Below are 23,989 nucleotides of genomic sequence, written 5' to 3'. Positions count from 1 at the left end.
GGCATCTGCGGCGACGCCCCCGGCCCGGGGGCGGAGGGCGTCGGGCGTCGCGGCCGGCGCTGCCGGCGGGGAGGGCGGAGGGGCTCAGCGGCGCTTCACCGCGGCGACGACGACGCCCGCGAGGGCCAGGGCGGCGGCGCCGGCCCCGGCGAGCCAGGGGGTGCGGTCGCGCTCGAACGACGCCTTGGCGCGGTGGCCGGCGGCCCCGAGCTGCTTCGGCACGTTGAGCTTGTCCTCCAGCTCGTTGAGCGTGGCGGCGAGCTCGGCGCGGGTGCGGTCGACGCGGGCCTGGATGTCGTCCGCGTCGGTGCGGTCGGCCTTGCTGCTGTCGTTCTTGCTGTCGCTCACGAGGACTCCGTTCGGTGCGGGCGGTGCGGGGATGCGGTGCTGGTGCTGCTCGGTGCGGGGTGCCGCGCCGGTGCTGGTGCCGGTGCGGCGCTGTCGGTCCGGGCGGGGGCCCGGCCGGGTCAGCGGTCGGTGAGGTCGGCGCGCGGGATCGAGCCCACGCCCTTGATCGCCTTGAGGTCGCGCTTGAGGCTCGCGATCGTCTTCTCGGGCACCGCGGGCAGGCCCTTCTTGATGCTCCTGTAGCCGAGGAAGGCCAGCAGCGCGGCGACGAGCAGCAGCACGAACGCGACGATGAGCGCCGAGAGCCAGCCCGGCAGCCAGATGGCGATGAGCAGCACGATTCCGGTCAGGAGCACGCCGAGCATGGCGAACACGAACACGAGGGCGCCGACGAGGAAGCCGGCGCCGATGCCGAAGGCCTTGAGGGTGCCGATGACCTCGTACTTGAGCAGGGCGAGCTCGCCCTTGACGAGGTCGGTGACCAGCGTCGGGACGTCCTGCACGAGGGCGAAGAACGACCGCTTGGACGCCTTCCCCCCGTGCCGCACCCCGGCGCTCCGGGTGGAGTCGGTCACTTCTTCTTCTTCCCGCCGCCGAAGGCGCGCGTGACGAGGAACTTGACCCCCTCGACGACCGCGTCGACGGCGTCGGCGGCCTTCGCGCCCGCGAAGTCCTCCGCCTTGACGACCTGGCGCTGCACGGCGCGGCTGTGCCACACCTTCGACGTCTTGTCGGCGATCTGGTCGTAGCGGTCGTGCCCGGCGCGCGCGCCCAGCACGAACCCGAGTGCTGCTCCGGCGACGAAGATCAGTTTGCCTCGCATGTCGCTCCATTCGATGTCGTCCGCGCGCGGACGAGTGCCCGGCGCGTGGGTCCAATGTAGCCCGGGGCCGCACCGAGATGCCCGGACGGGCATGCCGACCCGCCGGGCGGGGACAGCGCGCCCGCGGTGGAGGGAGCGGCGGGCCGCGCTCCGGGTCGTCAGCCCTCCAGCAGCTCCGCGGCGGCGCGACGCGACCGGGCGATCACGGCGGCGAGCCCCCGGCCGGCCACGGCACCGCCGACGCGCACGACGCCGTCGAGGGGAGAGGGGGAGGCGGGGGGCGCCTCCTGGGGGAGGGGAGCGTCCCAGACGACCCGGGCGGTGCCCTCGACCGAGCGCTCGTCGAGGTCGACGCCGAGCAGGGCCGACGCGTCGGCCAGCGCGGTGCGGCGCAGCTCGTCGTCGGGGGTGCCCGCGTCGACGACGGGCGAGTCGTAGCTGAGCCGGAGGACGTGACGGCCCCCCGCGGCCTCGGCCAGCCAGGGCCACTTGACGGTGCCGTGGGTGAGCGCCTTCGCGCGCACCCCGACGGCGCCCGGAGCGACGAGCACGCCGGTGCCCCGCGGCCCGACGTCGAGCCGGTCGTCGCGCAGCACGATCGTGGCGAGGGTGATCAGGCCGGGCTCGGGGGCGCGGCGGCCGGCGAGCGCCCGGGCGGCGCCGTCGCCGACGGCGAGCAGCACGTGCGGGGCGTCGAGGCGCTCACCCGTGGCCAGGGTCACCGAGCGGGAGTCGACCCCGGCCACAGGGCTGTCGAGCCGGACGTCGACGCCGAGGCGGTCGAGGTCGGCGACGAGGGCGTCGACGAGGCGGGCCATGCCGCCGCGGAGGCCGGCCACGGCCGAGCCCGCCGGCGCGAGGGCACGGACGCTGCGGACGGCGGCGGCCAGTGAGCCCTCGTCGCGCAGCGCGCGCCGCAGGGTCGGCGCGACCCGGTCGACCGGCAGCGCGTCGGGGTGGACGGAGTGGACGCCGCCGACGATCGGCGCGACGAGCCGGTCGAGCACCGCGCTGCCCATCCGGGCGCGCACGAAGGGCCCGACCATCACCTCGTCGACCCCGACCTCGCCGGGGGCGGAGTCGAGCCGGGCGGCCTCGGCCGCGGCCTCCTCGCCGATGACGGCCACGACGTCGGCCGCGCCGAGGTCGCCGGGCACGCCGAGCAGGCCGGTGCGCGGCAGCGGGAACGCCTCGCCCGCGCCGTGCTGCACCCACGCGCCGCGGGGGTCGGGCAGCACGACGTCGTCGCCGAGGCCCAGCTCGTCGAGGAACGCCGCGACCGTGCCGCCCTTGGTCGCGAAGCTCTCCGCGCCGGCGTCGAGGTCGATGCCCGCGACCGTGTGGCGCGCGACCTCGCCGCCGAGGCGGGGGCCGCCCTCGACGAGCACGACCCGCCGGCCCGCGAGCGCGAGGTCACGGGCGGCGACCAGCCCGGCCACTCCCCCGCCGACCACGACGACGTCGCCCGCGGCCGGTGCCTCCGAGGAGGCGCGGGTCGCGGCCCCGGAGCCGCTGGCCCCGGGTGCGCTGGTCGCGTCGGTCACGGTCTCGCGCCTCCTCAGAGGGTGTGGGCCAGCTCGACGATGCGCGTCAGCACGTCGGGGTCGGTGTCGGGGTTCACCCCGTGGCCGAGGTTGAGCACGTGGGCGGGGGCGGCGCGGCCGCGGCGGACGACGTCGCGGACGTGCGCCTCGAGCACCGGCCAGGGCGCCTGGAGCATCGCGGGGTCGATGTTGCCCTGCACGGGCACGTCGCCGCCGAGTCGCCGCGACGCCTCGTCGAGCGGGATCCGCCAGTCGACGCCGACGGCGCCCACGCCGATGCCGTGCATCGCGCTGAGCACCTCGCCGCTGCCGACGCCGAAGTGGATCGTCGGCACGTCGAGGTCGGCGACGTGCGAGAGCGCCCGGGCCGAGAACGGGGCCACGCGCTGCTCGTAGTCGGCGAGCGAGAGACTGCCGACCCATGAGTCGAAGAGCTGGGCGGCGCTGGCGCCGGCGAGCACCTGGGCGCGCAGGAAGGCCCCCGTGACGTCCGCCGCCCAGGTGAGCAGCGCCTCCCACGTCTCCGGGTCGCTGTGCATGAGGGTGCGGGCCCGGATGTGGTCCTTCGACGGGCCGCCCTCGACGAGGTAGGCCGCGAGCGTGAACGGGGCGCCGGCGAAACCGATCAGGGGGGTGTCGCCCAGCTCGGCGACGGTGCGGGCGACGCCCTCGGCGATCGACGACAGGGCGTCGAGCTCGAGGGGGCGGAGGGCCGCGACGTCGGTGGGGGTGCGGATCGGCGACTCGAGCACCGGGCCGCGGCCGGGGACGATGTCGACCGCGACGCCCGCGAGCTTGATCGGCACGACGATGTCGCTGAAGAAGATGCCGGCGTCGACGCCGTGGCGGCGGACGGGCTGGAGCGTGATCTCGCTCGACAGCGCGGGGTCGAGGCAGGCGTCGAGCATCTTCGTGCCGACGCGCAGCTCGCGGTACTCGGGCAGCGACCGGCCGGCCTGGCGCATGAACCAGACGGGGAGGCGGTCGGGGCGGTCGCCGCGGAGGGCGCGCACCAGCGGCGAGCCGCTCGTGAGGCCGGAGCTGAGGGGGTGCTGGTCGGGCAGGGTCACGTGCTCCATCCTCGCACCCGGGCGCTGGGCGGCCGGCGGGGGCCGCTCGACGTCGAGGCGCCGCGGTGCCGCCGCGCCGCGCGGCGCCCGCGGCGCCGACGAGGCGACCCGACCAGGGCCCCGGCGAGCGCCGAGGCCCCCGGTCGCGTCACCTCGTGGGCCGGAGGCGCGGGTCAGCCGACGCGGACCACCATCTTGCCGACGTTCTCGCCGCGCATCAGGCCGGTGAACGCGTCGAAGGCCGAGTCGATGCCGTCGACGACGGTCTCGTCGTGGACGACCTGCCCGTCGGCCAGCCACGGGCCCATCTCGGCCTGGAAGGCGGGGGCGACGTGGCGGTAGTTGCCGAGCGTGAAGCCCTGCATCGTGAGCCCGCGCGTGACCATGTTGGTCATGTTCGTGATGCCGACGGGGGCACCGGTCGCGTTGTAGTTCGCGATCGAGCCGCAGAGGGCTGCCCGGCCGCCGTCCTTGAAGGCGCCCAGCGCGGCCGACAGGTGGTCGCCTCCCACGTTGTCGAAGTAGACGTCGATGCCCTCGGGCGCGGCCTCGGCCAGCAGCTCGGCGACGTCGCCCGTCTTGTAGTTGAAGGCCGCGTCGAAGCCGTACTTCGAGGTGAGCAGCGCCACCTTCTCGTCGCTGCCCGCGCTGCCGACGACGCGCGAGGCGCCCTTGAGGCGGGCGATCTGGCCGACCATCGTGCCGACGGCGCCGGCCGCGCCGGAGACGAAGACGACGTCGCCCTCGCGGATGTGGGCGATCTCGGTGAGGCCGACGTAGGCGGTCAGGCCCGTGAGGCCGAGCACGCCGAGGTACGCCGAGAGCGAGACGCCCTCGGTCGGCTGCACGGCGCGGAAGCCCGCGGCCGGGCCTTGGGCGACGTCGCGCCAGCCCAGGTCGTGCAGCACCACGGTGCCGACCGGCAGGTCGTCGCTGCGCGACTCGACGACCTCGCCGACGGCGCCGCCGGTCATGGTCTCGTCGAGCGCGAAGGGCGGCACGTACGACTTCACGTCGTTCATGCGGCCGCGCATGTACGGGTCGACCGAGAGGAAGGCGTTCTGCACGCGGACCTCGCCGTCGGCGAGCTCGGGCAGCTCGACCTCGACGCGGCGGACGTCGTCGGCGGTGGGCTCCCCGACCGGGCGGGCGGCGAGCTGCCACTGGGTGCTGGTGGTGGTGGTCATGGTCCTCCTCGTGGTGCACTGTGTTGCATTCGGCAACGATCATGGCCCCCGAACCCGAGCATCTTCTCGACGTCGAGTCAACGCCCAGCCGAAACAGCCGATCAGAGTTAGGATCGCTCAGTGCTCATCTGCCTCACGGCGTCCCACCAGAACGCCAGTTTCGACTTCCTCGAGAAGCTGAGCATCGGCGCACCCTCGGCGGCGACCACCCTGGTCGACGGCAGCGACTTCGTCAGCGGGGCCGTCGTGCTCGCGACCTGCAACCGCTTCGAGGCCTACCTCGACGTCGACGAGCCCCTCACCGCCGCCAGCGCCGTGGCCGTCGAGGCCACCATCAGCACCATGAGCGAGGCCAGCGGCGTCGACCCCGACGAGATGCGCGACACCGTGCGCGTCATCACGGGCGACGAGGTCGTCGAGCACCTCTTCGCCGTCTCGAGCGGCCTCGAGTCCGTCGTCATCGGCGAGGACGAGATCTCCGGCCAGGTGCGCCGCGCCCTCGAGCGCGCCCGCGAGGTCGGCACGACGTCGTCCGACCTCGAGCGCCTCTTCCAGAAGGCCTCGCACACGTCGCGCGGCGTCAAGAACCGCACGAACGTCGGAGGCGCGGGTCGGTCGCTTGTGCGCCTCGCCCTCGAGCTGGCCTCCTCCCGCGTCACGGACTGGGCCCACGCCCGCGTGCTCATCGTGGGCACGGGCCAGTACGCCGCCACCACCGTCACCGCGCTCCGCGACCGCGGCGCCGACGACCTCGCCGTGTTCTCGTCGTCGGGCCGCGCCTCCTGGTTCGGACTCAAGCACGACCTCCGCGCCTTCGACGACCTGGCCGAGGCCATCGCCTGGAGCGACGTGCTCGTCACCTGCACGACCACGACGACCCCGGTCGTCGTGCCCGAGGTCGTCGACGCCTCGCGTCGCCTGGTCATCGACCTCGGCCTGCCGCGCAACGTCGACCCGCTGGTCGCCACGGTGCCGGGGGTCGAGCTGCTCGACCTCGAGACGATCAGCCTGCACGCCCCGCTCACCCAGCTCACCGCCGCCGACGACGCCCGCGCCATGGTCTCCGACGCCGCAGCCGAGTTCCAGGCCGTCGCCGCCGAGCAGTCGCTGACCCCGGCCGTCGTGGCGCTGCGCCAGCACGTCTTCGACCTGCTCGACTCCGAGATCGAGCGTGCCCGGTCGCGCGGCGACTCCTCCGACCGCACCGAGGCCGCCCTGCGCCACCTGGCCGGCGTGCTGCTGCACACCCCGTCGGTGCGAGCCCGCGAGCTCGCCCGAGAGGGCCGCGGCGAGGACTTCCGCGACGGCCTCGAGGCCCTCTTCGGCCTCACCGACACGCGGGCGGCCGCCGAGCCGCGCCCGCTGCGGTCCGTCGACGACGTGCCCCGCGCCTCCGCCGGCTGAGCCCGCCGCCCGAGGGTCGAGTGGCCACGCCGTGCCGCTCCCCCGCCGACCAGCAGCCGACCGTGACCGCTCGACGCGGGAGGATGGGCACCATGGAGCCCCTCGTCGTCAGCGCGCTGGTGCTGGTCCGTGACCGCCGCCTCCTCATGGTCACCGCCCGGGGGCGCGACGTGCTGTACCTGCCCGGCGGCAAGCGGGAGGCGGGCGAGACCGGCGAGGACGCCCTCGCCCGCGAGACCCGCGAGGAGGTCGGCCTCGAGCTCGACCCCGCGAGCGTCCGCGAGCTGACGACGGTCAGCACCCAGGCACACGGCGAGCCCGACGGGCGCCTCGTGCACATGACCCTCTACGCGGCCGAGCCGCTGTCGAGCAGCCCGCCCGCGACTCCCTCGGCGGAGGTGGGCTCGCTGCACTGGGTCACGACGGCCGACGCCGACCGCTGCCCGCCCGCCGGCGTCGAGACGCTGCGCGTCGTCGCCGGGCTCGGGCTCATCGACTGACCCCTGGCCGGTCGGGCGCGGGCGCCCCGGCTCAGTGCACGTGCTCCAGCAGGTCGGTGCCGAGGGCGCGCAGCGCGTCCACCACGCGGAGGCGGCGGGCCAGCGTGAGGTCGTCGAACGCCACGGTCACGGCGTACGCCACCCCGCGGGCCGGGCCGCGCAGCACGCCGAGCTCGGAGCGCGTCCCCGGTGAGACCCCCACCGTGTTGACGAGCTGCAGGCCGTGGTCGAGCCGGCGGTGCGACACCGGGTCGAGGCCGAACGACCCGGCCACGAGCGAGAGGTCGACGCCGAGCGACAGCCAGCCGAGCACGCGGCTCGAGACCGCCTCGTCGACGACCTCGCCGTGCGTCAGGCGGGTCATCAGCCCGACGAGCTCGACCGCCGTGCCGACGGCGAGGGCCGGGGCGTCGTCCGGGCCGCGCTCGGCGCGCACCTCGTCGAGCAGGGCCGTGCGCACCAGGCCGAGGCCGTCGGCGCGGGCTCGCACGGCGTCGAGGCCGACCCTCCCCACGAGCGCGTTCACGGCCGCGGGGTCGCGCAGCGCGCCGACCAGCGCCGCCGCGTCGGTGACCGCGAGGGCCCGGCGCTGCAGGTACGACCAGACCCCTCCGCCGCCGAGCGCGGCTCGGTCGCCGGGGCCGGCCAGGCGCTCGAGCTCGTCGAGGGCGCCGAGACGGCCCGACTCGATCTGCGCGCTGACCTCGACTAGCAGCAGCAGGGCGCCGACCTGGGCGACCGGCAGGGCGACCGTCTCGTCGACGCTCAGCAGGTCGTCGCCGCCGTCGAGGTCGCGCACGGCCACGGAGACCGACGCGCCCTCCACGGCGAGCTCGCCGAGCGTCGTGAACGACCGGCCGAACGACTCGGGCGCACGGGAGCCACCGTGGCGCGCACCGGCGCCACGGTCGCCTCCCCGGCGGTCGCGACGACCGCCTCCTGCACCCTCCGTCACCCGCGCGGGGCTACCAGATCGTGACGCGCTCGGCCTCGGGCAGCCAGAGGCGGTCGCCCTCGGTCACGCCGAACGCCGCGTAGAACTCGTCGATGTTGCGGACGATCTGGTTGCAGCGGAACTCGTTCGGCGAGTGCGGGTCGATCGACAGGAGGCGGATCGCCTCCTCGTCGCGGATGGCGATCTGCCAGGCCTGGGCCCAGCTGAGGAAGAAGCGCTGCGCGCCGGTCAGGCCGTCGACGACCGGCGCCTCCTCGCCGCCCAGCGAGAGGAGGTACGCGTCGTAGGCGATCGACAGGCCGCCGAGGTCGCCGATGTTCTCACCGATCGTGAGGGCGCCGTTGACGTGGTGGCCGGGCACCTGTGCGGGCTCGAGCGCGTCGTACTGCGCGATCAGCGACGAGGTGAGGGCCTCGAAGGCCTCCCGGTCGGCGGCCGTCCACCAGTCGGTCAGGCGGCCGTCGCCGTCGTACTTCGAGCCCTGGTCGTCGAAGCCGTGGCCGATCTCGTGGCCGATCACCGCACCGATCGCACCGTAGTTCGCGGCTGCGTCGCGGGTCTCGTCGAAGAACGGGAACTGCAGGATGGCCGCGGGGAAGACGATCTCGTTGAAGCCGGGGTTGTAGTACGCGTTGATCGTCTGGGGCGTCATGAACCACTCGTCGCGGTCGATCGGCGAGCCGATCTTGGAGAGCTCGCGGTCGAAGCCGACGACGGCCTGCGAGCGCACGTTGCCGATCAGGTCGCTCGCGTCGACCTCGAGGGCCGAGTAGTCGCGCCACTTCACCGGGTAGCCGATCTTCGGGGTGAACTTGTCGAGCTTGTCGAGCGCGCGCTGCCGGGTCTCGTCGGTCATCCACGAGAGCTGCGTGATGCTCTGGCGGTAGGCCTCGACGAGGTTCGCGACCAGGTCGTCCATCGCGGTCTTCGCCGCCGGCGCGAAGTGCCGCTCGACGTAGATGCGGCCGACGGCCTCGCCCATCGCCCCCTCGACGAACGAGACGCCGCGCTTCCAGCGCGCCCGCTGGACGGGGGTGCCGGTCAGCGTGCGGCCGTAGAAGTCGAAGTTCGCCTCGACGAAGTCGGACGAGAGGTACGCGGCGAACGAGCGGACGACCTGCCAGCTCAGCCAGTCGCGCCACTCGGGCAGCCGCTCGTCGACGAGCAGGCCGGCGAGGCCGGAGACGAACGAGGGCTCGCGCACGACGACCTCGTCGAACGTGCCGGCGGGCGCCTGCACCGCGTCGCGCCAGACCGCCAGGTCGACCCCCGCCGCCGAGGCCGCGAGCTCCGACCACGGCTGCAGGTTGTAGGTGGCGTCGCTGTCGCGGGTCGCGACGTTGCTCCAGTGGTGCGTGGCCAGCTCGGTCTCGAGCGCCACGACGCGGGCGGCACGGCCGGCGGCGTCGTCGAGCCCGGCCAGGCCGAGCATCGTCTCGACGAAGGCGACGTACGCCGTGCGGACGGACTCGAACTTCTCCTCCCGGTAGTACGACTCGTCGGGCAGGCCGAGGCCGCCCTGCTCGAGGAAGACGACGTAGCGCTCGGGGTCGCCCGGGTCGTTGTCGACGAAGAGCTGCACGAAGCTCGCGACGCCCTGCTTCTCGAAGCTGCCGACCAGGCGCAGCAGGTCGGGCACGTCGCCGACCTGCTCGACCTGCTCGAGCAGCGGGCGGAGCGGGGCCGCGCCCAGCGCCTCCACCCGGCCCTCGTCGAGGAAGCTCGTGAACAGGTCGCCGACCTTGCGGGCCTCGGTGCCCGGCTCGGCCTCCTGCGACTCGTGGATGATGTCGCGGACGGCCGCCTCGGCCTCCTCGGCCAGGACGAGGAAGGAGCCGTAGCGCGCCTTGTCGTCGGGGATCTCGGTGCGGGCGATCCAGCGGCCGTTCACGTGGCGGAACAGGTCGTCCTGCGGGCGCACCGCGGGGTCGAGGTCGTCGGTGGTGATGCCGGAGGTCAGCGCGTCGCTCGTCATGCCCGTCAGCCTAGGTGAGGCCCCCGACGGCCGTCCGGGAGGGGCCGGGCTACGCCGTCCGGCCCGCACGACCGGCTCTTCGGCGGCCGTCCCCAGGAAACACGAAGGAAATCGCTTCCTCGCTACAGTTCTCGGCATGGCACTCCCCTGGGCACTGCACGGCGACGGCAAGACCGTCGACTCGACCGAGATCGTCGCCCCGGAGGAACGCCTCACCTGGCCCCGCACCGTCGGCCTCGGCGGCCAGCACGTCGTCGCGATGTTCGGCGCGACCTTCCTCGTGCCGATCATCACGGGGTTCCCGCCGAGCACGACCCTGCTCTTCTCCGGCATCGGCACGCTGCTCTTCCTCCTCATCACGAAGAACCGGCTGCCCAGCTACCTCGGCTCGTCGTTCGCCTTCCTCGCGCCGATCGCCGCCGCCACCGACGTGGGCGGCATCCCCCTCGCGCTGAGCGGCATCATCGTCGTCGGGGCGCTGCTCGCCCTCGTCGGCGTGCTCGTGCACCTCGCCGGCACGCGGTGGATCGACGCCCTCCTGCCGCCGGTCGTCAGCGGCTCGATCGTCGCCCTGATCGGCTTCAACCTCGCCCCCGCCGCCCGCGACAACTTCGCGCTCTCGCCGGGCATCGCCCTCATCACGCTCGCCGCGGTCGTGCTCAGCGCCGTCCTCTTCAAGGGCCTCCTCGGGCGCCTCTCGATCTTCGTCGGCGTCGTCGTCGGCTACGTCGCCGCCGTCATCGCGGGCGCCGTCGACTACAGCGCCGTCGCGGCCGCGCCGTGGGTGGGCCTGCCGACGTTCACCGCCCCCGCCTTCGACCTCGGTCAGCTGCCGATCTACCTCGGCTTCCTGCCCGTCGTGCTCGCGCTGATCGCCGAGAACGTGGGGCACGTGAAGGGCGTGGGGCAGCTGACGAAGCGCGACCTCGACCCGCTGACCGGTCGTGCGCTCTTCGCCGACGGCCTCAGCACCGTGATCGCGGGCCTCGGCGGCGGCTCAGCGACGACGACCTACGGCGAGAACATCGGCGTGATGAGCGCCACCCGCGTCTTCTCCACCGCGGCCTACTGGGTCGCCGGCGTCGTGGCGATCCTGCTCGGCCTCTCGCCCAAGATCGGCGCCGTCATCTTCACCATCCCGCCGGGGGTGCTCGGCGGCGTGACCACCGCGCTCTACGGCCTCATCGGCGTCATCGGCATCCGCATCTGGGTCGAGAACAAGGTCGACTTCAGCCGCCCGAAGAACCAGCTCACCGCCGGCGTCGCGCTGATCATGGGCATCGCCGACTTCACCCTCGTGCTCGGCGGCGCCAGCTTCGGCGGCATCATCCTCGGCACGGTCGCGGCGATCGTCGTGTTCCACGTGATGAGCGTGCTGGGTCGGCTCCGGGGCACCGACTGAGCGTGCGCCTCCGCTCGCCCCTCGACCGCGAGATCGTCCGCCTGGCCGTGCCGGCGCTGGGGGCCCTCGTCGCCGAGCCGCTCTTCCTGCTCACCGACACCGCCCTGGTCGGCCACCTCGGCTCCGTGCCCCTGGCCGGCCTCGGCGTGGCCAGCGTCGTCCTGCAGACGGCCCTCGGGCTGCTGATCTTCCTCGCCTACGCCACGACGCCGACGGTCGCGCGGCGGCTCGGCGCCGGTGACCAGCGCGGGGCGATCCGTGCCGGTGTCGACGGCATGTGGTTCGCGCTGCTGGTCGGCGTGGTCGTCGCGGGCGTCGGCGCGGTGACGGCCGAGCCGCTCGTGGGCCTCTTCGGCGTGGCCGACGACGTCGCGGCGGCCGCCACGACCTACCTCTCGGTCTCGCTGCTCGGGCTGCCCGGCATGCTGCTCGTCATCGCCGCGACCGGCCTGCTGCGCGGGCTGCAGGACACCCGCACCCCGCTCGTCGTCGCCACCGTCGGCTTCGCGGCGAACGCCGGGCTCAACGCGCTCTTCCTCTACGGCCTCGGCTGGGGCATCGCGGGCTCGGCGGCCGGCACCGTCGTCGCGCAGTGGGGCATGGCGGCGGTCTACGTCGTCATCGCCGTGCGGGCCGCCCGAGCCGTCGGCGCCGACCTGAGACCGGGGCTCGCCGGGGTCGGCCGCACCGCCCAGGCGGGGGGCTGGCTGCTCGTGCGGAATGCGGGGCTCCGGGCCGCGCTCATCGCGACCGTCGCGGCCGCCGCCTCCTCGGGGGTGACCGGGCTGGCCACGATCCAGGTCGCGCTGACGCTCTTCAGCACCCTCGCGTTCGCCCTCGACGCCCTCGCGATCGCCGGGCAGGCGATGATCGGGCACGCCCTCGGCCGCGGCGACCGCGAGCGCGTGCGGGCGGTCACGCGGCGGCTGATGCTGTTCGGCGTCGGTGGAGGGGTGCTGCTCGGCGGCGTGCTGGCCCTGCTCGCGCCGGTGCTGGCGCCGGTCTTCAGCCCCGACCCGGGCGTGCAGGCGGTGCTGCCGTCGGTGGTGGTGGCGATGGCGGTCGGCATCCCGCTCGCGGGCTTCGTCTTCGTGCTCGACGGGGTGCTGCTCGGAGCGGGCGACGCCCGCTACCTCGCGATCGCGTCGGTCGTGAGCCTCGCCGCCTACCTCGCGGTGCTGCTGCCGGTGGAGTCGCGGGTCGGGTCGACGACGTCGGGCGCGGTCGCGCTCTGGCTCGCGTTCGGCCTCGGGTACATCGGGGCCCGGGCGGTCACGCTCGGGCTGCGCGCGCGGAGCGACCGGTGGATGGTCGTCGGGGCGCGCTGAGCGCCGCCGGCCGCCGGCTGCGTCGCTCGGGGTGCGGGGCGCTGGGTCTCGCCGGCCGCCGGCTACGTCGCTCGGCGCAAATGCCGACCAGATCGGCGCCGAGCGCACTCTGGCGACCGGATATCCAGTCGTTCTGGGCTCCGTGGTCGGCAATTGCAGCCCGGCGGCGCGAGGGGAGGCGCGGATGACGGGAGCAGAGGAGTGGCGGGAGGCGCGTGGTGCGGGGGCGGCGGCGCGGCGTCAGCGCGGTGGGGGCGTGAGGCGGTTGGGGCGTCAGCGCAGTGGGGGGGCGTCAGCGCGGTGACGGCGTCAGCGCCGCGCCCCGCGCGCGTCGCCGGGGAACGACGCGGCCCAGACCTGCGGCAGCCGCGTGCGCAGGTGGTCGGCGAGCAGGTCGTGGTTCAGCTCGAGCCCGTCCGAGATGAAGAGCTTGCCCCCGTCGGCCCCCTTCGCCACGATGCCGCCGTACTGGCTCGCGTACGGGGTCAGCCGCGCGATGTCGGAGAGCAGCACCAGGCGCTCGGCCCGGAAGCCGCGGCGGGCGAGGAGGCGGTCCTCCCAGACCTGGAGCCGGGTGCGTCCGAGGGCGCTGGCCATCATGACGAGCCAGACGCCGAAGGCGAGGATGAGCACCGCGGCGATCCAGAACCCGAACGGCAGGGCCTCGTCGGGGTCGGTGAAGCCGACGACGGCCCCGATGAAGGTCATGAACGCGCCCACGATCGCCATGACGTAGCCGATCACCCGCAGCAGCACGCGCTGCCAGCGACGGGTGCGCACCTCGAACAGCACGCCGGTGACGGCGTCGGGCATCGGGAACGTCTTGCCCCGCGCCGCGTCGCCGCGACGGACCAGGGCGGCGACGACGATCGGCACGACGATGCCGATCACGAGGGCGAGGGAGACAGACAGGACTGTGATGTGCACACGGCGACGCTAGGGGCGGGAGGCGCGGGTCGGCCGGTGCAGGCACCGCGAGTCGCGAGAACTGCTCACCGCAGAGGCCCGCGCCGCACGCGCGACCGCCACCGTGCGCCGGCCCGCGCCGCACGCAGGCCCGCGCCGCACGCAGGGCCGTGCCGCACGCAGGGCCGCGCCGCGCGCGAGACCGCGACGGCGACGTGCCCCGTCGTGGGACCTCGTGCGCACCGAGGGCCCAGGAGGGGGCACCTCGGCGGCCTCTCGGCGGCTCGGAGGGGCGAGCCGGCGGGGCGAGCCAGGTGCTCCGACGGCGCAGCCGCGTGCGACGCCGCTCAGCGCGCCGGCGGCGCCGTCGTCGAGCCCGCGCGGAACACGCTCGTGAAGGTCGTTCCCACCGCGGGCTCCCCGGCGAGCAGCGCGAGCACGGCGCGCCCCGCGGCCCGGCCCTTCTCGACCGCGGGCTGCACGACCGTGGTGAGGTCGGCGGCGCGCGGGTCGTCGAGCCGCACCCCGTCGTAGCCCACGACGCTGAGGTCGCGCGGCACCGAGAGCCCCAGCTCGGCCGCGGCGGCGATGACGCCCGAGGCCAGCAGGTCGCTCTGCGCGATGATCGCGGTCGGCCGCTCGTTCTCGGGCACGTCGAGCAGCTGCAGACCGGCTCGGTGGCCCTCGCTCGTCCAGCTGCCGTAGGTGACCAGGCCGCCGACGCCGGGGTAGACGCGGCGGGTGCCGCGCAGCCGCTCGAGCGTGGGCCACGAGGTGCCGAGGGCGACGCGCTCGTCGGTGAGGGGCCCGACCCAGCGCGTGGGGCCCAGCTCGAGGGCCACGACGGCGACGCGACGGTGGCCGAGGTCGTGCAGGTGGCGGGCGAGCAGCTCGGAGGCCCCCACGTTGTCCTCGCCGATGTCGAGCACGCCCTCCATCGGCTTCGCCTCGATCGACACGAGCGGGATGCCGCGGCGCCGCACGGCCTCCACCGACTCGTCGAGCCGCGTGCTGCAGCCGAAGAGCACGGCGGCGTCGAGGGGCGCGTCGAGCAGGCGCGAGTGCTCGCCCTCGTTCTCGGTCAGCAGCAGCAGCGAGTTGTCGGCGGGGCCGGTCACGTCGGCGATGCCGTCGAGCATCGCGACGTTGATCGGGTCGCGGAAGGCGTTGCTCAGGGTGTCCTCGAGCACGGCGCCGACGATGCCCGACCGGCCGCGGCGCAGCGAGCGCGCCCGGGGGTCGGGGCCGCCGTAGCCGAGCTCGGCGGCAGCCGCGAGCACGCGCGTGCGGGTCTCGTCGGAGACGGGGCCGGCTCCGCTGAACGCCAGGGAGGCGGTGCTCGCGCTGACCCCGGCCGCCCGCGCGACCGCGGCGAGGGTCGGCCTCGCGGCGACGTCGCCCTCTGCCCGGCTCATGGTGCCGCAGCCTAGCTGACCGGCCCGGACGCCCCCGCAGGGCCGGGCGCCCAGCGCCCGGCGCCGCAGGGCCGGTCCCCGCGAGGCGCCCACTCAGGGCCGGCCCCGCAGGGCCGCACGCCGCCGCGGGCGCGCCGCTCAGTTCGCGGCGAACCGCTCGTCGGTCGCGGCGAGCACGCGCAGGACGTTGCCGCCGGCCAGGGCGCGCAGGTCTGCGGGGCCCCACCCGCGACTCCTCAGCTCGTCGGCCAGCACCGGGTAGCGCGACACGTCGCGGAGGTCGTCGGGCAGCGTCGGCGTGCCGTCGTAGTCGCCGCCGAGGCCGACGTGGGCCGCCCCGGCGAGGTCGCGGGCGTGCTCGACGTGGTCGGCGACGTCGGCCACGGTGACCGGCGGCGCGGCCTCGCCCGGCTCGCCCTCGGCCCGGGCGACGTCGACGGCGAGCCAGTCGGCGTACCGCCGCGAGACGAACTGGGGCACGAAGGTGACCATCACGACGCCGCCGACGTCGGGCAGCCGCCGCAGCACGTCGTCGGGCACGTTGCGCGGGTGGTCGGCCACGCCGACGGTCGACGAGTGGCTGAAGACGACCGGCGCCGTCGCGACGTCGAGCGCGTCGCGCATCGTGTCGGGGCTGACGTGCGAGAGGTCGACGAGCACGCCGAGCCGCTCCATCTCGGCGACGACCTCGCGGCCGCGGTCGGTGAGCCCGCCGTGCGGCCGGCTGCCGGTGGCCGAGTCTGCCCACGGGGTGTCGTCGTTGTGCGTCAGCGTCATGTAGCGGACGCCGAGGCGCGCGAAGGTGCGCAGCACGGCCAGGTCGTCGCCGATCGAGTGCCCGCCCTCGGCCCCGAGCAGCGACGCGACGCGCCCCTGCTCCACGGCCCGGACCACGTCGGAGGCGGTGCGCGCGAGGGCGAGCGACTCCGGGTAGCGGGCGACCATCCGGTGGACGAGGTCGATCTGCTGCAGGGTCGCGCGCACCGGGTCGGGCTCGGTCGTCTCGACGAACACCGACCAGAACTGGCCGACGACGCCGCCCGCCCGGAGCTTCGGCAGGTCGGTGTGCAGCGTCAGCGCCGTGTCGTCGACGCCCTCGACGCTCGAGCCGCGGGCGACGCGGCACTCCCAGGGCAGGTCGTTGTGGCCGTCGATCACCGGGAAGGCCAGGTCGGCGGGCAGCGTGAGCGTCGTCATGGGCCGACCCTACCCACGAGGCGCCGCCCGGCAGCCGCCCGGTCGCCACCCGGTCGTCGCTCGATCGTCGCTCGCCCGGCCCGCCCTCGACAGCGGGCGCGACGACCCCCTAGGCTGACGGTCGAATCGATTCGACCCGCACGTCACCAGGCCCGAGGAGGCGCGGTGCCGGCCGGTCGGAGAGCTCACGCCCGCCGAACACCGACGCTCGAGGTGACACCGCCATGACCAGCCCCACCGCCGAGACGCGCAGCTACGACGGCGACCTCACCCGCCAACAGGTCGTCCGGTGGCGGAACGCGCTCTTCGTCGTCTTCGGCCTCAGCGGGCTCGCCGTCGCGACCTGGCTGGGCCGCGTGCCGGCCGTCCGCGACGTGCTCGGCGCGACGACGCTCGAGATGGGCCTGCTCGTCACGGGCCTCAGCGTCGGCTCGATCGTCGGCATCACCTTCTCGAGCCACCTCATCGCCGCGCTCGGCGCCCGCCGCACGGTGCTCGCCTCGCTCGGCACGGTGGCCGTCGGCCTCACCATCGCGGGCCTCAGCACCGACCTCGGCGTCGGCTTCGTCGGCATCGTGCTCGGCCTCGCCGTCTTCGGCCTCGGCAACGGGCTCTGCGACGTCGGCATGAACGTCTCGGGCGCCGCCGCCGAGCGCGTGCTCGGCAAGACCGTCATGCCCCTCTTCCACGCCGCCTTCAGCCTCGGCACCATGGTCGGCGCCCTCCTCAGCGCCGGGGCCGAGGCGCTCGACGTGCCGGTGTCCGTGCACGTGACCGTGCTGGCGGTCGCGATCGCGGCCACGGCGCTCGTCGTCACGCGGTGGATGCAGTCGGAGGACCTCGGGCACGCGCCCGTGGAGGGCGACGCGGCCGGTGCCTCCGGCACCACCGGAGGCTGGCGCTCGCGCCTCGCGGTGTGGCGCACCCCCGGCACGGTGCTCATCGGCCTCATCGTGCTCGGCATGGCGACCGCGGAGGGCTCGGCCAACGACTGGCTCGCCCTCGCCATGGTCGACGGCCACGGGCTCGAGAACGCCGCCGGCACCGTCGTCTTCTTCGTCTTCGTCACGGCCATGACGATCACCCGCGTCGCGGGCTCGCCGCTGCTCGACCGGTTCGGACGCGTCCCCATGCTGCGCTTCTCGGCGGTGTCGGCCGCGCTCGGCCTGCTGCTCGTGATCGTGGCGCCCGAGCCGTGGCTCGCGATCGTCGGCGTCGTGTTCTGGGGCGCCGGGTCGGCGCTCGGGTTCCCGGTCGGGCTGTCGGCCGCCGCCGACGACTCGCGGAACGCCGCGGCCCGCGTGAGCGCGGTGGCGACGATCGGCTACGTCGCCTTCCTCGCGATGCCGCCGGTGATCGGGTTCCTCGGCGAGCACGTCGGGCTGCTCAACGGGCTCTGGGTCGTGCTGGTGCTGATCGCCGTGGCCGGGCTCGCCTCCGGCGCCGCGCGGGAGCCCTCCCGCCGCTGACCCGCGCGCCGTCCGCCCCGTCCGCCCCGTCCCGAACCCCTTCCTCGCACGGGAACCCTGCCGCGGCGGGGTGTCGGTGCGAGAACAGGGTGTCGGTGCGAGAAGAGGGTGCACCCGCGCCGGTCAGGCGGGGTCGCCGGGCGAGCGGGGCTCGTCGGCGCCGAGCGCGACCGTGTAGTCGGCGACGAGCCCCGGCACGTCGGCCCAGTCGCCGTAGTGCGCGGCCGCCTCGACGAGGTCGACGATCGCCCCGCGGACGCCCTCGGGCAGCGCCGGCACGACGCCGTGCACGTGCAGGGCCGTGGTCGTCGAGAGCACGGTGAGCGGCAGCAGCAGCTCCGAGTGCACCCGGACGCGCTCGTCGGCCGGCAGCGTGTCGACCATCGTGCGGGCCAGGTCGAGGAAGTGCTCGACGTCGGCGGGCAGCGCGAGGCCGTGCCGCACGAGCAGGTCGGCGGCGGGCAGGCGGGTCTCGGCGGGCTCGGGCAGGGCCTCGAGCACGGGCGACGCGGCGGCGACGCCCGCCAGCACGCGGCCGAGGCGACGCATCAGCGCCTCGTTCGTGCGGCGGTGCCAGACGACGACGCGGGTGCCGCTGAACGGCACGCCGGTGACGAGGCCGGCCCGCCGCAGGTCGTAGAGGGCGATGCGCACGTCGACGGGGCGGAGCCCGTGCTCGCGGGCGACGACCTGTGCGTCGATCTCGTCGCCGGGGAGGTACCGGCCGGTCGCGATGTCGACGAGCATCAGGCCCGCCGGGTCGACGGCCGGGCGGGGAGCGTGGGAGTCGCGGGTGCGGTGCGGCTGGGCGGGTCGGGTCGGGCGGGGCAGGGTCGCGCTCACGGCGGGGCCTCTCGATCGGGTGTCGGGCGGGGCACGGCCCCTCGGTCACCCCGACGGTATTTCGCATCTCGCATTCTGTCAAGAAGATATCGACGGATCGTCACGAGCCCGGCCGCCCCCCGGGCACCTAGGATCATCGGGTGCGTCTCGTCATTGCCCGCTGCTCGGTCGACTACGCCGGCCGACTCAGCGCCCACCTCCCCCTCGCCACCCGCCTGCTGATGGTCAAGCGCGACGGCAGCCTCCTGGTGCACTCCGACGGCGGCAGCTACAAGCCGCTGAACTGGATGAGCCCGCCCTGCACCGTCCGCGTGGTCGAGCCCGACGACGACCAGCGGGAGGCGGGGGTCACCGAGCTCTGGAAGGTCACGCAGCCGAAGACCGCGGACGTGCTCGTCGTCTCGATCCACGAGGTGCTGCACGACTCGAGCCACGAGATGGGCGTCGACCCGGGCCTCACGAAGGACGGCGTCGAGGCCGACCTGCAGAAGCTCCTGGCCGAGCAGATCGAGCTGCTCGGCGAGGGCCACACCCTCGTGCGGCGCGAGTACATGACGGCGATCGGGCCGGTCGACATCCTCGCCCGGGACGCCGCGGGAGGCGCGGTGGCGGTCGAGCTGAAGCGTCGCGGGGACATCGACGGCGTGGAGCAGCTGACGCGGTACCTCGAGCTGATGAACCGGGATCCGCACCTCGCCCCGGTGACCGGCGTCTTCGCGGCGCAGGAGATCAAGCCCCAGGCGCGCACGCTCGCCCACGACCGGGGCATCCGGACGCTGCTGCTCGACTACGACGCCATGCGCGGGCTGGACGACTCGCACTCGCGGCTGTTCTGAGCGGCCGCGCACCGCTCGTCGCACGCGGTTGCGAAATGTGAATATCAGCGTAGTATTCCGAGAGGCGTCCGGGCAGGCCGGCGCCGACCCGCAGGAGGACCCGCCATGACCTCGCCCATCTTCGACGCCATCGTCGCCCGTCGCGACGCGACCCCGATCTTCGAGTCGATCGTGGTGACGCGGCCCCTCGACCTGCCCGTCGACGTGCCCGCCGGGCGCGTGACGCCGAGGGCCGAGCCGTCGCTCGTGTCGGCGACGCCCGCCGTCGCGCTCGAGCCCGCGACGACGACCTGGCCGCTGCGCCGCGTCGGCTGACGACCCGGCGGCGACGTCCGCTCCTAAGCTGAGGGCGATGACTCTCCCCTATACCGCCGTCCTCTACGACCTCGACGGCACGATCGCCGACTCCGCGCCCGCCATCACGGCGAGCCTCGCGTTCACCATCGAGCAGCTCGGGCTGCCCGTCCCCCCGCAGGCCGAGATGCTCGCCTGGGTGGGCCCGCCGCTGCCGCAGAGCTTCGAGGTGCGCCTGGGCCTCTCCGGCGACCGCCTCGTCGAGGCGATGAGGGTCTACCGGGCCCACTACCTCGCGCACGGCGCGCTCGACAGCCCGATCTTCCCGGGCGTGCGAGAGCTCATGGCCGCCGTGCACGCGGCCGGGCTGCCGACCTCGACGGCGACCTCGAAGCCGGAGACCCCGGCCACGCGCATCCTCGAGACCCACGACCTGCTGCAGTACCTCGACCTCGTGACGGGCGCCTCCGACGACGAGGTCCGCAACACGAAGGCCGACGTCGTCGCCGAGGCCCTCCGCCGTCTCGGCGAGCGCGGCGTCGACCTGTCGCGGCCCGTGCTGATCGGCGACCGCCACCACGACGTCGAGGGCGCCGCGGTGCACGGCGTGCCGACGATCATGGCGGGCTGGGGCTACGGCGACGAGGCCGAGCACGCCGGGGCCGTGGCGGTCGCGGCGACGCCGGCCGACGTCGCGGTGCTGCTCGGCGTCCCGCTGCGCGGCGCGGCGTGACGAAGGTCGGCGGGGCGGCCGTCCGCTCCGCGCCGATCTGGCTGACCACGCTCGCGATCGTGCTGATCGCGCTGAACCTCCGCGGGCCGATCGTGGCCACGGCGCCGGTGCTGGACCAGATGATCGGCGACCTGCAGCTCTCGGCGGTCGTCGCGGGGCTGCTGACGAGCATCCCGGTGCTCTGCTTCGCGCTGGCGAGCCCGCTGGCCTCGGGCCTGATCGTGAAGCTCGGCCCGGAGCGCGCGGTGTCGATCGGCCTCGCCGGCGTGCTCGTCGGCACGGTGCTGCGCGCCCTCGGCACGTCGTCGTGGCTGTACGTCGGCACGATCGTGATCGGCGTCGCCATCACGGTGGGCAACGTGGTGCTGCCGGTGATCATCCGCCGCGACTTCAGCCCCGAGCGCGTGGGCTTCGTCACGGGCATCTACACGTCGGCGCTCAACGTCGGGTCGATGATCACGTCGCTCGCGACGGCGCCGATCGCGGCGGCCGTGGGCTGGCCGCTCGCGCTCATCACGTGGGGCGTGCTCGCCGTGCTGGCGGCGGTCGTCTGGTCGATCGCGGTCGGGCCGCGGGTCGCCTTCGGCCGCGGTCGACCGGCAGGAGTCGCGGGCGGGGTCGGCGAGGCCGGCGGGGCACCCGGGGCGGCCGGTCCCGACGACGCGACCCGCGCCTCCTCGCCGGGTGCGAGCTCGGCGTCGGCGTCGGACGTGCTCACCGGCGGGATCTCGGTCGTCGACGAGGCGTCGGCGGCGCGCGACGCGGCCGAGCGCCGGCGCCCCCTGCTGCGCCGGGCGACGACGTGGGGCCTGATGCTGGCCTTCTCGGGGCAGGCGTTCGCGTACTACGGGCTGACGGCCTGGATGCCGACGCTGCTGCGCGACGAGGTCGGGCTGACGCGGGAGGCGGCGGGGGCCAGCTCGTCGATCTTCCAGATCCTGGCGGTCGTGGGGGCGCTCGGGGTTCCGTTGCTCGCGCTGCGGGTGCGCCCGGCGGTCGTCATAGCGATCATCGCGGTCTGCTGGACAGCGATGCCGCTCGGCCTGCTCTTCGTGCCCGAGATGTGGTTCGTCTGGTCGCTCTTCGGCGGCGCCGCCCAGGGCGGCGGCATCACGATCGTGTTCATCGTGATCGTGCGGATGGCCTCGACCGACGACGACGCCCGGCGGCTCTCGGCGCTGGTGCAGGGCGGCGGGTACGCGATCGCGTCGCTCGGGCCGCTCGCGATCGGGGCGCTGCACGACGTGTCGGGCGGGTGGCAGCTGCCGATGGTCGGCGTGTTCCTGTCGACGGTGGTGCTCGGCGTCAGCGGCGTGCTGTCGTCGCGTCGCGTGCGCTGAGCCCCGGTCGGGTCCGACGGCCCGGGGCCCCGGGGCCCCGGGCGCCCGGGCCCATGGGTCCCCAGGCCCTGTCCTGGCTCGGCCCCTGGCGGGAAGTGCCCGCCAGGAAGTGTCCGCCGGGAAGGCCGTTCCACTCCGGAGTGGAACGGCCCGTGTCAGGACGACGCACCCCGTCCCGCTCCTCCACTCCAGAGTGGAGGACCCGCACACTCCTCCACTCCGGAGTGCAGCACCCTCCCGCTCCTCCACTCCGGAGTGGATCAGCCTTCTCGGCGGGCAACTCCGGGACGAGCCGCTCCGCCCGGTGCCGCCGCGCCCGCACCGCACCGGCACCAGCACGCGCGCCCGCACCGCACCGGCACCGGCACCGGCACCGGCACCGGCACCCGAGCCGCCCCGACGGCTCAGCGCCCCCCGAACAACCCCTCGATCGACAGCGGCGCGTGCCCCGTCAGCGTCCGGACATTGTCCGTCACGCGCGACACCTCCCCCGAGGCGATCGACGTGTACGTGCTCACCCACGCGTCGGCCTGCCACGGCTCCGGCTGCCAGCGCTGACGCGACTCGTACGCCTCCTCGACCGTCTCGGGGTGGTACGTGAACGGCCGGCCGAGCACGGCGCTCAGCCGGGCCACGACCTCCGAGAGGGTGAGCGCCTCGGGGCCCGTCAGCTCGTAGACCTGCCCGGCGTGCGCCTCCGGGGCCTGCAGCACCGCGGCGGCCGCGTCGGCGACGTCGGCCCGCGCCACGGCCGCGACGCGCCCCTCGCCGGCCGGTCCGCGCAGCACCCCCGCCTCGTCGGCGAACTCGGGCAGCACGTCGAGGTAGAAGCTGTCGCGCAGCACGGTCGTCGCGAGCCCGGACGCCGCCAGGTGCTCCTCGGTCGCCGCGTGGTCGCGGGCGAGCGTGAAGACCGCGTCGGGCCCCGCGCCCTGGAACGACGTGTAGACCACGTGGCGCACTTCGGCCTCGACCGCGGCGTCGACGAAGCCCCGGTGCTGGTCGAGGCGGTCGACCGCCTCCGCCGCGGAGACCATGAACAGCACGTCGGCCCCGCGCAGCGCCGCCACCGACGCCTCGTGGTCGCCGTACGTCGCGACGGCGACCTCGACGTCGGCCGCGCCGAGGTCGGGAGCGCGCGAGGCGTCGCGCACGACCAGCCGCAGCGGCACGCCGGCCGCCGCGAGCGTGCGCGCGACGCGCCCGCCGACGGCGCCGGTCGCGCCCGTGACGGCCACGCGGCGGCGCAGCGCGGGCTCGGCGGACGGAGAGGACGAGGAGGCGGTGGTGTCGGTCATGCGCCCAGCCTGGCCCTCCGTCGGGTGCGGTGGTGGCGCCTCCCGCAGTTCCTGACACCGAGAATCGTCATCGACTGCGCCGCGGGCATGGTGCTGCGCGGTGCGCGCGGGTAGGTTCGTGCGCGGCGACCGCTGACGACCCCGCCCGGGCCGGCGGCTCGGGCCCCACGAGAGAGCATGAGATGGCGCACGACCACACGCACGGGCACATGGCCGCCGACGGCCGACGCCTGCGCCTCGCGATCGCCGTCGTCGCCCTCGGCCTCGTCGCCCAGGCGGTCGGCGCCGTGCTCTCCGGCTCGCTCGCCCTGCTCGCCGACAGCGGGCACATGGCCTCCGACCTGATCGGCCTCGTCGTCGCGCTCGTCGCCACGGTGGTCGCCGCCCGCCCCGCGAGCGGGCGCCAGACCTACGGCTACCGGCGGGTCGAGGTCTTCGCCGCCCTCGTGAACGGCCTGCTGCTCCTCGCGGTCGCCGGCTCCGTCGCCGTCTCGGCGGTCGGTCGGCTGCTCGACCCGGCCACGCACGAGGTGCTCGGCGTGCCGATGCTCGCCGTCGGCGTGGTCGGCGGGGCGACCAACGTCGTGGCCCTGCTGGTGCTCCGCGGCGGGGCGAGCCACTCGATCAACATGCGCGGTGCCTACCTCGAGGTGCTCGGCGACCTGCTGGGCTCGGTCGCGGTCGTCGTCGCCTCCGTCGTCGTGCTGACGACCGGCTTCGCCCAGGCCGACTCGATCGGCTCGCTCGTGATCACGGCGATGATCGTGCCGCGCGCCTGGGCGCTGCTGCGCGAGGCCGTGCGGGTGCTCTTCGGCTCAGCGCCGGGCGACATCGACCTCGACGACGTGCGGAGCCACATCGCGGGCACGCCCGGGGTCGTCTCGGCCCACGACGTGCACGCGTGGCAGATCACGAGCGGGGCGACGGTCTTCTCGGCGCACGTGGTCGTCGAGCGCGACGTGTTCTGCGACATGAAGGTCGACGAGACGCTCGACGCGCTCGACCGCTGCCTCGCCGCCCACTTCGAGGTCGAGCACGCGACCTTCCAGCTCGAGCCGGCCGACCACGCCGAGCACGAGCGCTCCACGCACGTCTGAGCCGGGCTGCGCGGCGAGTCGGCGG

23 protein-coding genes are annotated in these 23,989 nt (G+C 74.9%); 10 read left to right on the top strand and 13 right to left on the bottom strand.

Annotation, left to right across the window (positions count from 1 at the left end):
• Window positions 1-84: 84 nt before the first annotated feature.
• From IFT45_RS10420 to IFT45_RS10395, 6 genes are all read right to left on the bottom strand, one after another.
• Entirely contained in the window at window positions 85-348 is a 264-nt protein-coding gene (locus tag IFT45_RS10420; RefSeq protein ID WP_056058017.1) for a DUF3618 domain-containing protein, read from the bottom strand.
• A 119-nt stretch (window positions 349-467) separates the two neighbouring features.
• Window positions 468-923, bottom strand: coding sequence for a phage holin family protein (locus tag IFT45_RS10415; protein WP_235491290.1), 456 nt, complete (start codon window positions 921-923; stop codon window positions 468-470).
• Window positions 920-1,171 (bottom strand): hypothetical protein, encoded by a 252-nt coding sequence (locus IFT45_RS10410; RefSeq protein ID WP_056058020.1) that lies wholly within the window; start codon window positions 1,169-1,171, stop codon window positions 920-922. Before IFT45_RS10410 ends, IFT45_RS10415 begins: the two co-directional genes overlap by 4 nt.
• Window positions 1,172-1,329: 158 nt before the next feature.
• A complete protein-coding gene (locus tag IFT45_RS10405) occupies window positions 1,330-2,715 on the bottom strand; it encodes an NAD(P)/FAD-dependent oxidoreductase (RefSeq protein ID WP_371810960.1) in 1,386 nt (461 codons plus the stop codon).
• Window positions 2,716-2,729: 14 nt separating this feature from the next.
• Window positions 2,730-3,794 carry a uroporphyrinogen decarboxylase gene (gene hemE, locus IFT45_RS10400; protein ID WP_192128044.1) on the bottom strand — a complete coding sequence of 355 codons (1,065 nt, stop codon included), beginning with the start codon at window positions 3,792-3,794 and terminating at the stop codon, window positions 2,730-2,732.
• Window positions 3,795-3,958: 164 nt separating this feature from the next.
• Complete coding sequence (locus IFT45_RS10395; RefSeq protein WP_192128042.1) at window positions 3,959-4,972, bottom strand: NADP-dependent oxidoreductase; 1,014 nt, start codon at window positions 4,970-4,972, stop codon at window positions 3,959-3,961.
• 120 nt (window positions 4,973-5,092) lie between these two features.
• Here IFT45_RS10395 and IFT45_RS10390 point away from each other — a divergent pair, with 120 nt between their 5' ends.
• Complete coding sequence (locus tag IFT45_RS10390; protein WP_192128040.1) at window positions 5,093-6,376, top strand: glutamyl-tRNA reductase; 1,284 nt, start codon at window positions 5,093-5,095, stop codon at window positions 6,374-6,376.
• A gap of 92 nt (window positions 6,377-6,468) precedes the next feature.
• Window positions 6,469-6,876: an NUDIX domain-containing protein gene (locus tag IFT45_RS10385; RefSeq protein WP_056059226.1), complete on the top strand. Its 408-nt coding sequence runs from the start codon at window positions 6,469-6,471 to the stop codon at window positions 6,874-6,876.
• 31 nt (window positions 6,877-6,907) lie between these two features.
• On the opposite strand, the gene IFT45_RS10380 is transcribed toward IFT45_RS10385, so the two are convergent.
• Together IFT45_RS10380 and IFT45_RS10375 are read right to left on the bottom strand one after the other, a co-directional pair.
• Window positions 6,908-7,831: a serine hydrolase gene (locus IFT45_RS10380; protein WP_192046434.1), complete on the bottom strand. Its 924-nt coding sequence runs from the start codon at window positions 7,829-7,831 to the stop codon at window positions 6,908-6,910.
• A gap of 10 nt (window positions 7,832-7,841) precedes the next feature.
• A complete protein-coding gene (locus tag IFT45_RS10375; RefSeq protein WP_192128038.1) occupies window positions 7,842-9,806 on the bottom strand; it encodes a M13 family metallopeptidase in 1,965 nt (654 codons plus the stop codon).
• A gap of 136 nt (window positions 9,807-9,942) precedes the next feature.
• On the opposite strand from IFT45_RS10375, the gene IFT45_RS10370 reads away from it, so the two are divergent.
• Both IFT45_RS10370 and IFT45_RS10365 read left to right on the top strand, forming a co-directional pair.
• Window positions 9,943-11,208 carry a uracil-xanthine permease family protein gene (locus tag IFT45_RS10370; protein WP_056058038.1) on the top strand — a complete coding sequence of 422 codons (1,266 nt, stop codon included), beginning with the start codon at window positions 9,943-9,945 and terminating at the stop codon, window positions 11,206-11,208.
• Window positions 11,205-12,536, top strand: a complete 1,332-nt coding sequence (locus tag IFT45_RS10365) for an MATE family efflux transporter (RefSeq protein ID WP_371810969.1) — start codon at window positions 11,205-11,207, stop codon at window positions 12,534-12,536. Before IFT45_RS10370 ends, IFT45_RS10365 begins: the two co-directional genes overlap by 4 nt.
• Before the next feature lie 309 nt (window positions 12,537-12,845).
• Here the strand turns inward: IFT45_RS10365 and IFT45_RS10360 are convergent, their stop codons facing one another.
• The 3 genes from IFT45_RS10360 to IFT45_RS10350 all read right to left on the bottom strand — a co-directional run bounded on the left by IFT45_RS10360 (window position 12,846) and on the right by IFT45_RS10350 (window position 16,054).
• Window positions 12,846-13,463 carry a hypothetical protein gene (locus tag IFT45_RS10360; protein ID WP_192128036.1) on the bottom strand — a complete coding sequence of 206 codons (618 nt, stop codon included), beginning with the start codon at window positions 13,461-13,463 and terminating at the stop codon, window positions 12,846-12,848.
• Window positions 13,464-13,789: 326 nt separating this feature from the next.
• Window positions 13,790-14,857 (bottom strand): LacI family DNA-binding transcriptional regulator, encoded by a 1,068-nt coding sequence (locus IFT45_RS10355; protein WP_192128034.1) that lies wholly within the window; start codon window positions 14,855-14,857, stop codon window positions 13,790-13,792.
• A gap of 138 nt (window positions 14,858-14,995) precedes the next feature.
• A complete protein-coding gene (locus IFT45_RS10350; protein ID WP_192128032.1) occupies window positions 14,996-16,054 on the bottom strand; it encodes a dipeptidase in 1,059 nt (352 codons plus the stop codon).
• A gap of 224 nt (window positions 16,055-16,278) precedes the next feature.
• On the opposite strand from IFT45_RS10350, the gene IFT45_RS10345 reads away from it, so the two are divergent.
• Window positions 16,279-17,523 (top strand): MFS transporter, encoded by a 1,245-nt coding sequence (locus IFT45_RS10345; protein WP_192128030.1) that lies wholly within the window; start codon window positions 16,279-16,281, stop codon window positions 17,521-17,523.
• A gap of 123 nt (window positions 17,524-17,646) precedes the next feature.
• Here the strand turns inward: IFT45_RS10345 and IFT45_RS10340 are convergent, their stop codons facing one another.
• Window positions 17,647-18,366 (bottom strand): hypothetical protein, encoded by a 720-nt coding sequence (locus tag IFT45_RS10340; RefSeq protein ID WP_192128029.1) that lies wholly within the window; start codon window positions 18,364-18,366, stop codon window positions 17,647-17,649.
• 140 nt (window positions 18,367-18,506) lie between these two features.
• On the opposite strand from IFT45_RS10340, the gene nucS reads away from it, so the two are divergent.
• The 4 genes from nucS (at window position 18,507) to IFT45_RS10320 (ending at window position 21,569) form a co-directional block, all read left to right on the top strand.
• Window positions 18,507-19,202 carry an endonuclease NucS gene (gene nucS / locus IFT45_RS10335; RefSeq protein WP_056058058.1) on the top strand — a complete coding sequence of 232 codons (696 nt, stop codon included), beginning with the start codon at window positions 18,507-18,509 and terminating at the stop codon, window positions 19,200-19,202.
• A 105-nt stretch (window positions 19,203-19,307) separates the two neighbouring features.
• A complete protein-coding gene (locus IFT45_RS10330) occupies window positions 19,308-19,517 on the top strand; it encodes a hypothetical protein (RefSeq protein ID WP_192128026.1) in 210 nt (69 codons plus the stop codon).
• 37 nt (window positions 19,518-19,554) lie between these two features.
• The gene (locus IFT45_RS10325; protein ID WP_056058064.1) at window positions 19,555-20,229 is read left to right on the top strand and encodes an HAD hydrolase-like protein; all 675 of its coding nucleotides are present in this window, start codon (window positions 19,555-19,557) and stop codon (window positions 20,227-20,229) included.
• The gene (locus tag IFT45_RS10320; protein ID WP_371810959.1) at window positions 20,226-21,569 is read left to right on the top strand and encodes a CynX/NimT family MFS transporter; all 1,344 of its coding nucleotides are present in this window, start codon (window positions 20,226-20,228) and stop codon (window positions 21,567-21,569) included. Before IFT45_RS10325 ends, IFT45_RS10320 begins: the two co-directional genes overlap by 4 nt.
• Window positions 21,570-21,973: 404 nt before the next feature.
• On the opposite strand, the gene IFT45_RS10315 is transcribed toward IFT45_RS10320, so the two are convergent.
• Window positions 21,974-22,867: an SDR family oxidoreductase gene (locus IFT45_RS10315; protein ID WP_192128024.1), complete on the bottom strand. Its 894-nt coding sequence runs from the start codon at window positions 22,865-22,867 to the stop codon at window positions 21,974-21,976.
• A 182-nt stretch (window positions 22,868-23,049) separates the two neighbouring features.
• Between IFT45_RS10315 and IFT45_RS10310 the strand changes: the two genes are divergently transcribed.
• Window positions 23,050-23,964: a cation diffusion facilitator family transporter gene (locus IFT45_RS10310; RefSeq protein ID WP_192128022.1), complete on the top strand. Its 915-nt coding sequence runs from the start codon at window positions 23,050-23,052 to the stop codon at window positions 23,962-23,964.
• Window positions 23,965-23,989: the final 25 nt, after the last annotated feature.

It is taken from the genome of Frigoribacterium sp. CFBP 13707, assembly GCF_014842245.1.
In the GTDB taxonomy this organism is placed as follows: domain Bacteria; phylum Actinomycetota; class Actinomycetes; order Actinomycetales; family Microbacteriaceae; genus Frigoribacterium; species Frigoribacterium endophyticum.
Note: the sequence above shows the minus strand (reverse complement) of the source record. Positions and strands in the feature narration are given on the sequence as shown.

What these genes read in the sequence shown, in the direction of transcription:
- IFT45_RS10410 (WP_056058020.1), bottom strand. Translation starts at nt 1,171, where the DNA reads ATGCGAGGCAAACTGATCTTCGTCGCCGGAGCAGCACTCGGGTTCGTG.
- hemE (WP_192128044.1), bottom strand. Translation starts at nt 3,794, where the DNA reads ATGGAGCACGTGACCCTGCCCGACCAGCACCCCCTCAGCTCCGGCCTC.
- IFT45_RS10395 (WP_192128042.1), bottom strand. Translation starts at nt 4,972, where the DNA reads ATGACCACCACCACCAGCACCCAGTGGCAGCTCGCCGCCCGCCCGGTC.
- IFT45_RS10385 (WP_056059226.1), top strand. Translation starts at nt 6,469, where the DNA reads ATGGAGCCCCTCGTCGTCAGCGCGCTGGTGCTGGTCCGTGACCGCCGC.
- IFT45_RS10375 (WP_192128038.1), bottom strand. Translation starts at nt 9,806, where the DNA reads ATGACGAGCGACGCGCTGACCTCCGGCATCACCACCGACGACCTCGAC.
- IFT45_RS10370 (WP_056058038.1), top strand. Translation starts at nt 9,943, where the DNA reads ATGGCACTCCCCTGGGCACTGCACGGCGACGGCAAGACCGTCGACTCG.
- IFT45_RS10355 (WP_192128034.1), bottom strand. Translation starts at nt 14,857, where the DNA reads ATGAGCCGGGCAGAGGGCGACGTCGCCGCGAGGCCGACCCTCGCCGCG.
- IFT45_RS10350 (WP_192128032.1), bottom strand. Translation starts at nt 16,054, where the DNA reads ATGACGACGCTCACGCTGCCCGCCGACCTGGCCTTCCCGGTGATCGAC.
- IFT45_RS10345 (WP_192128030.1), top strand. Translation starts at nt 16,279, where the DNA reads ATGACCAGCCCCACCGCCGAGACGCGCAGCTACGACGGCGACCTCACC.
- IFT45_RS10330 (WP_192128026.1), top strand. Translation starts at nt 19,308, where the DNA reads ATGACCTCGCCCATCTTCGACGCCATCGTCGCCCGTCGCGACGCGACC.
- IFT45_RS10325 (WP_056058064.1), top strand. Translation starts at nt 19,555, where the DNA reads ATGACTCTCCCCTATACCGCCGTCCTCTACGACCTCGACGGCACGATC.
- IFT45_RS10315 (WP_192128024.1), bottom strand. Translation starts at nt 22,867, where the DNA reads ATGACCGACACCACCGCCTCCTCGTCCTCTCCGTCCGCCGAGCCCGCG.
- IFT45_RS10310 (WP_192128022.1), top strand. Translation starts at nt 23,050, where the DNA reads ATGGCGCACGACCACACGCACGGGCACATGGCCGCCGACGGCCGACGC.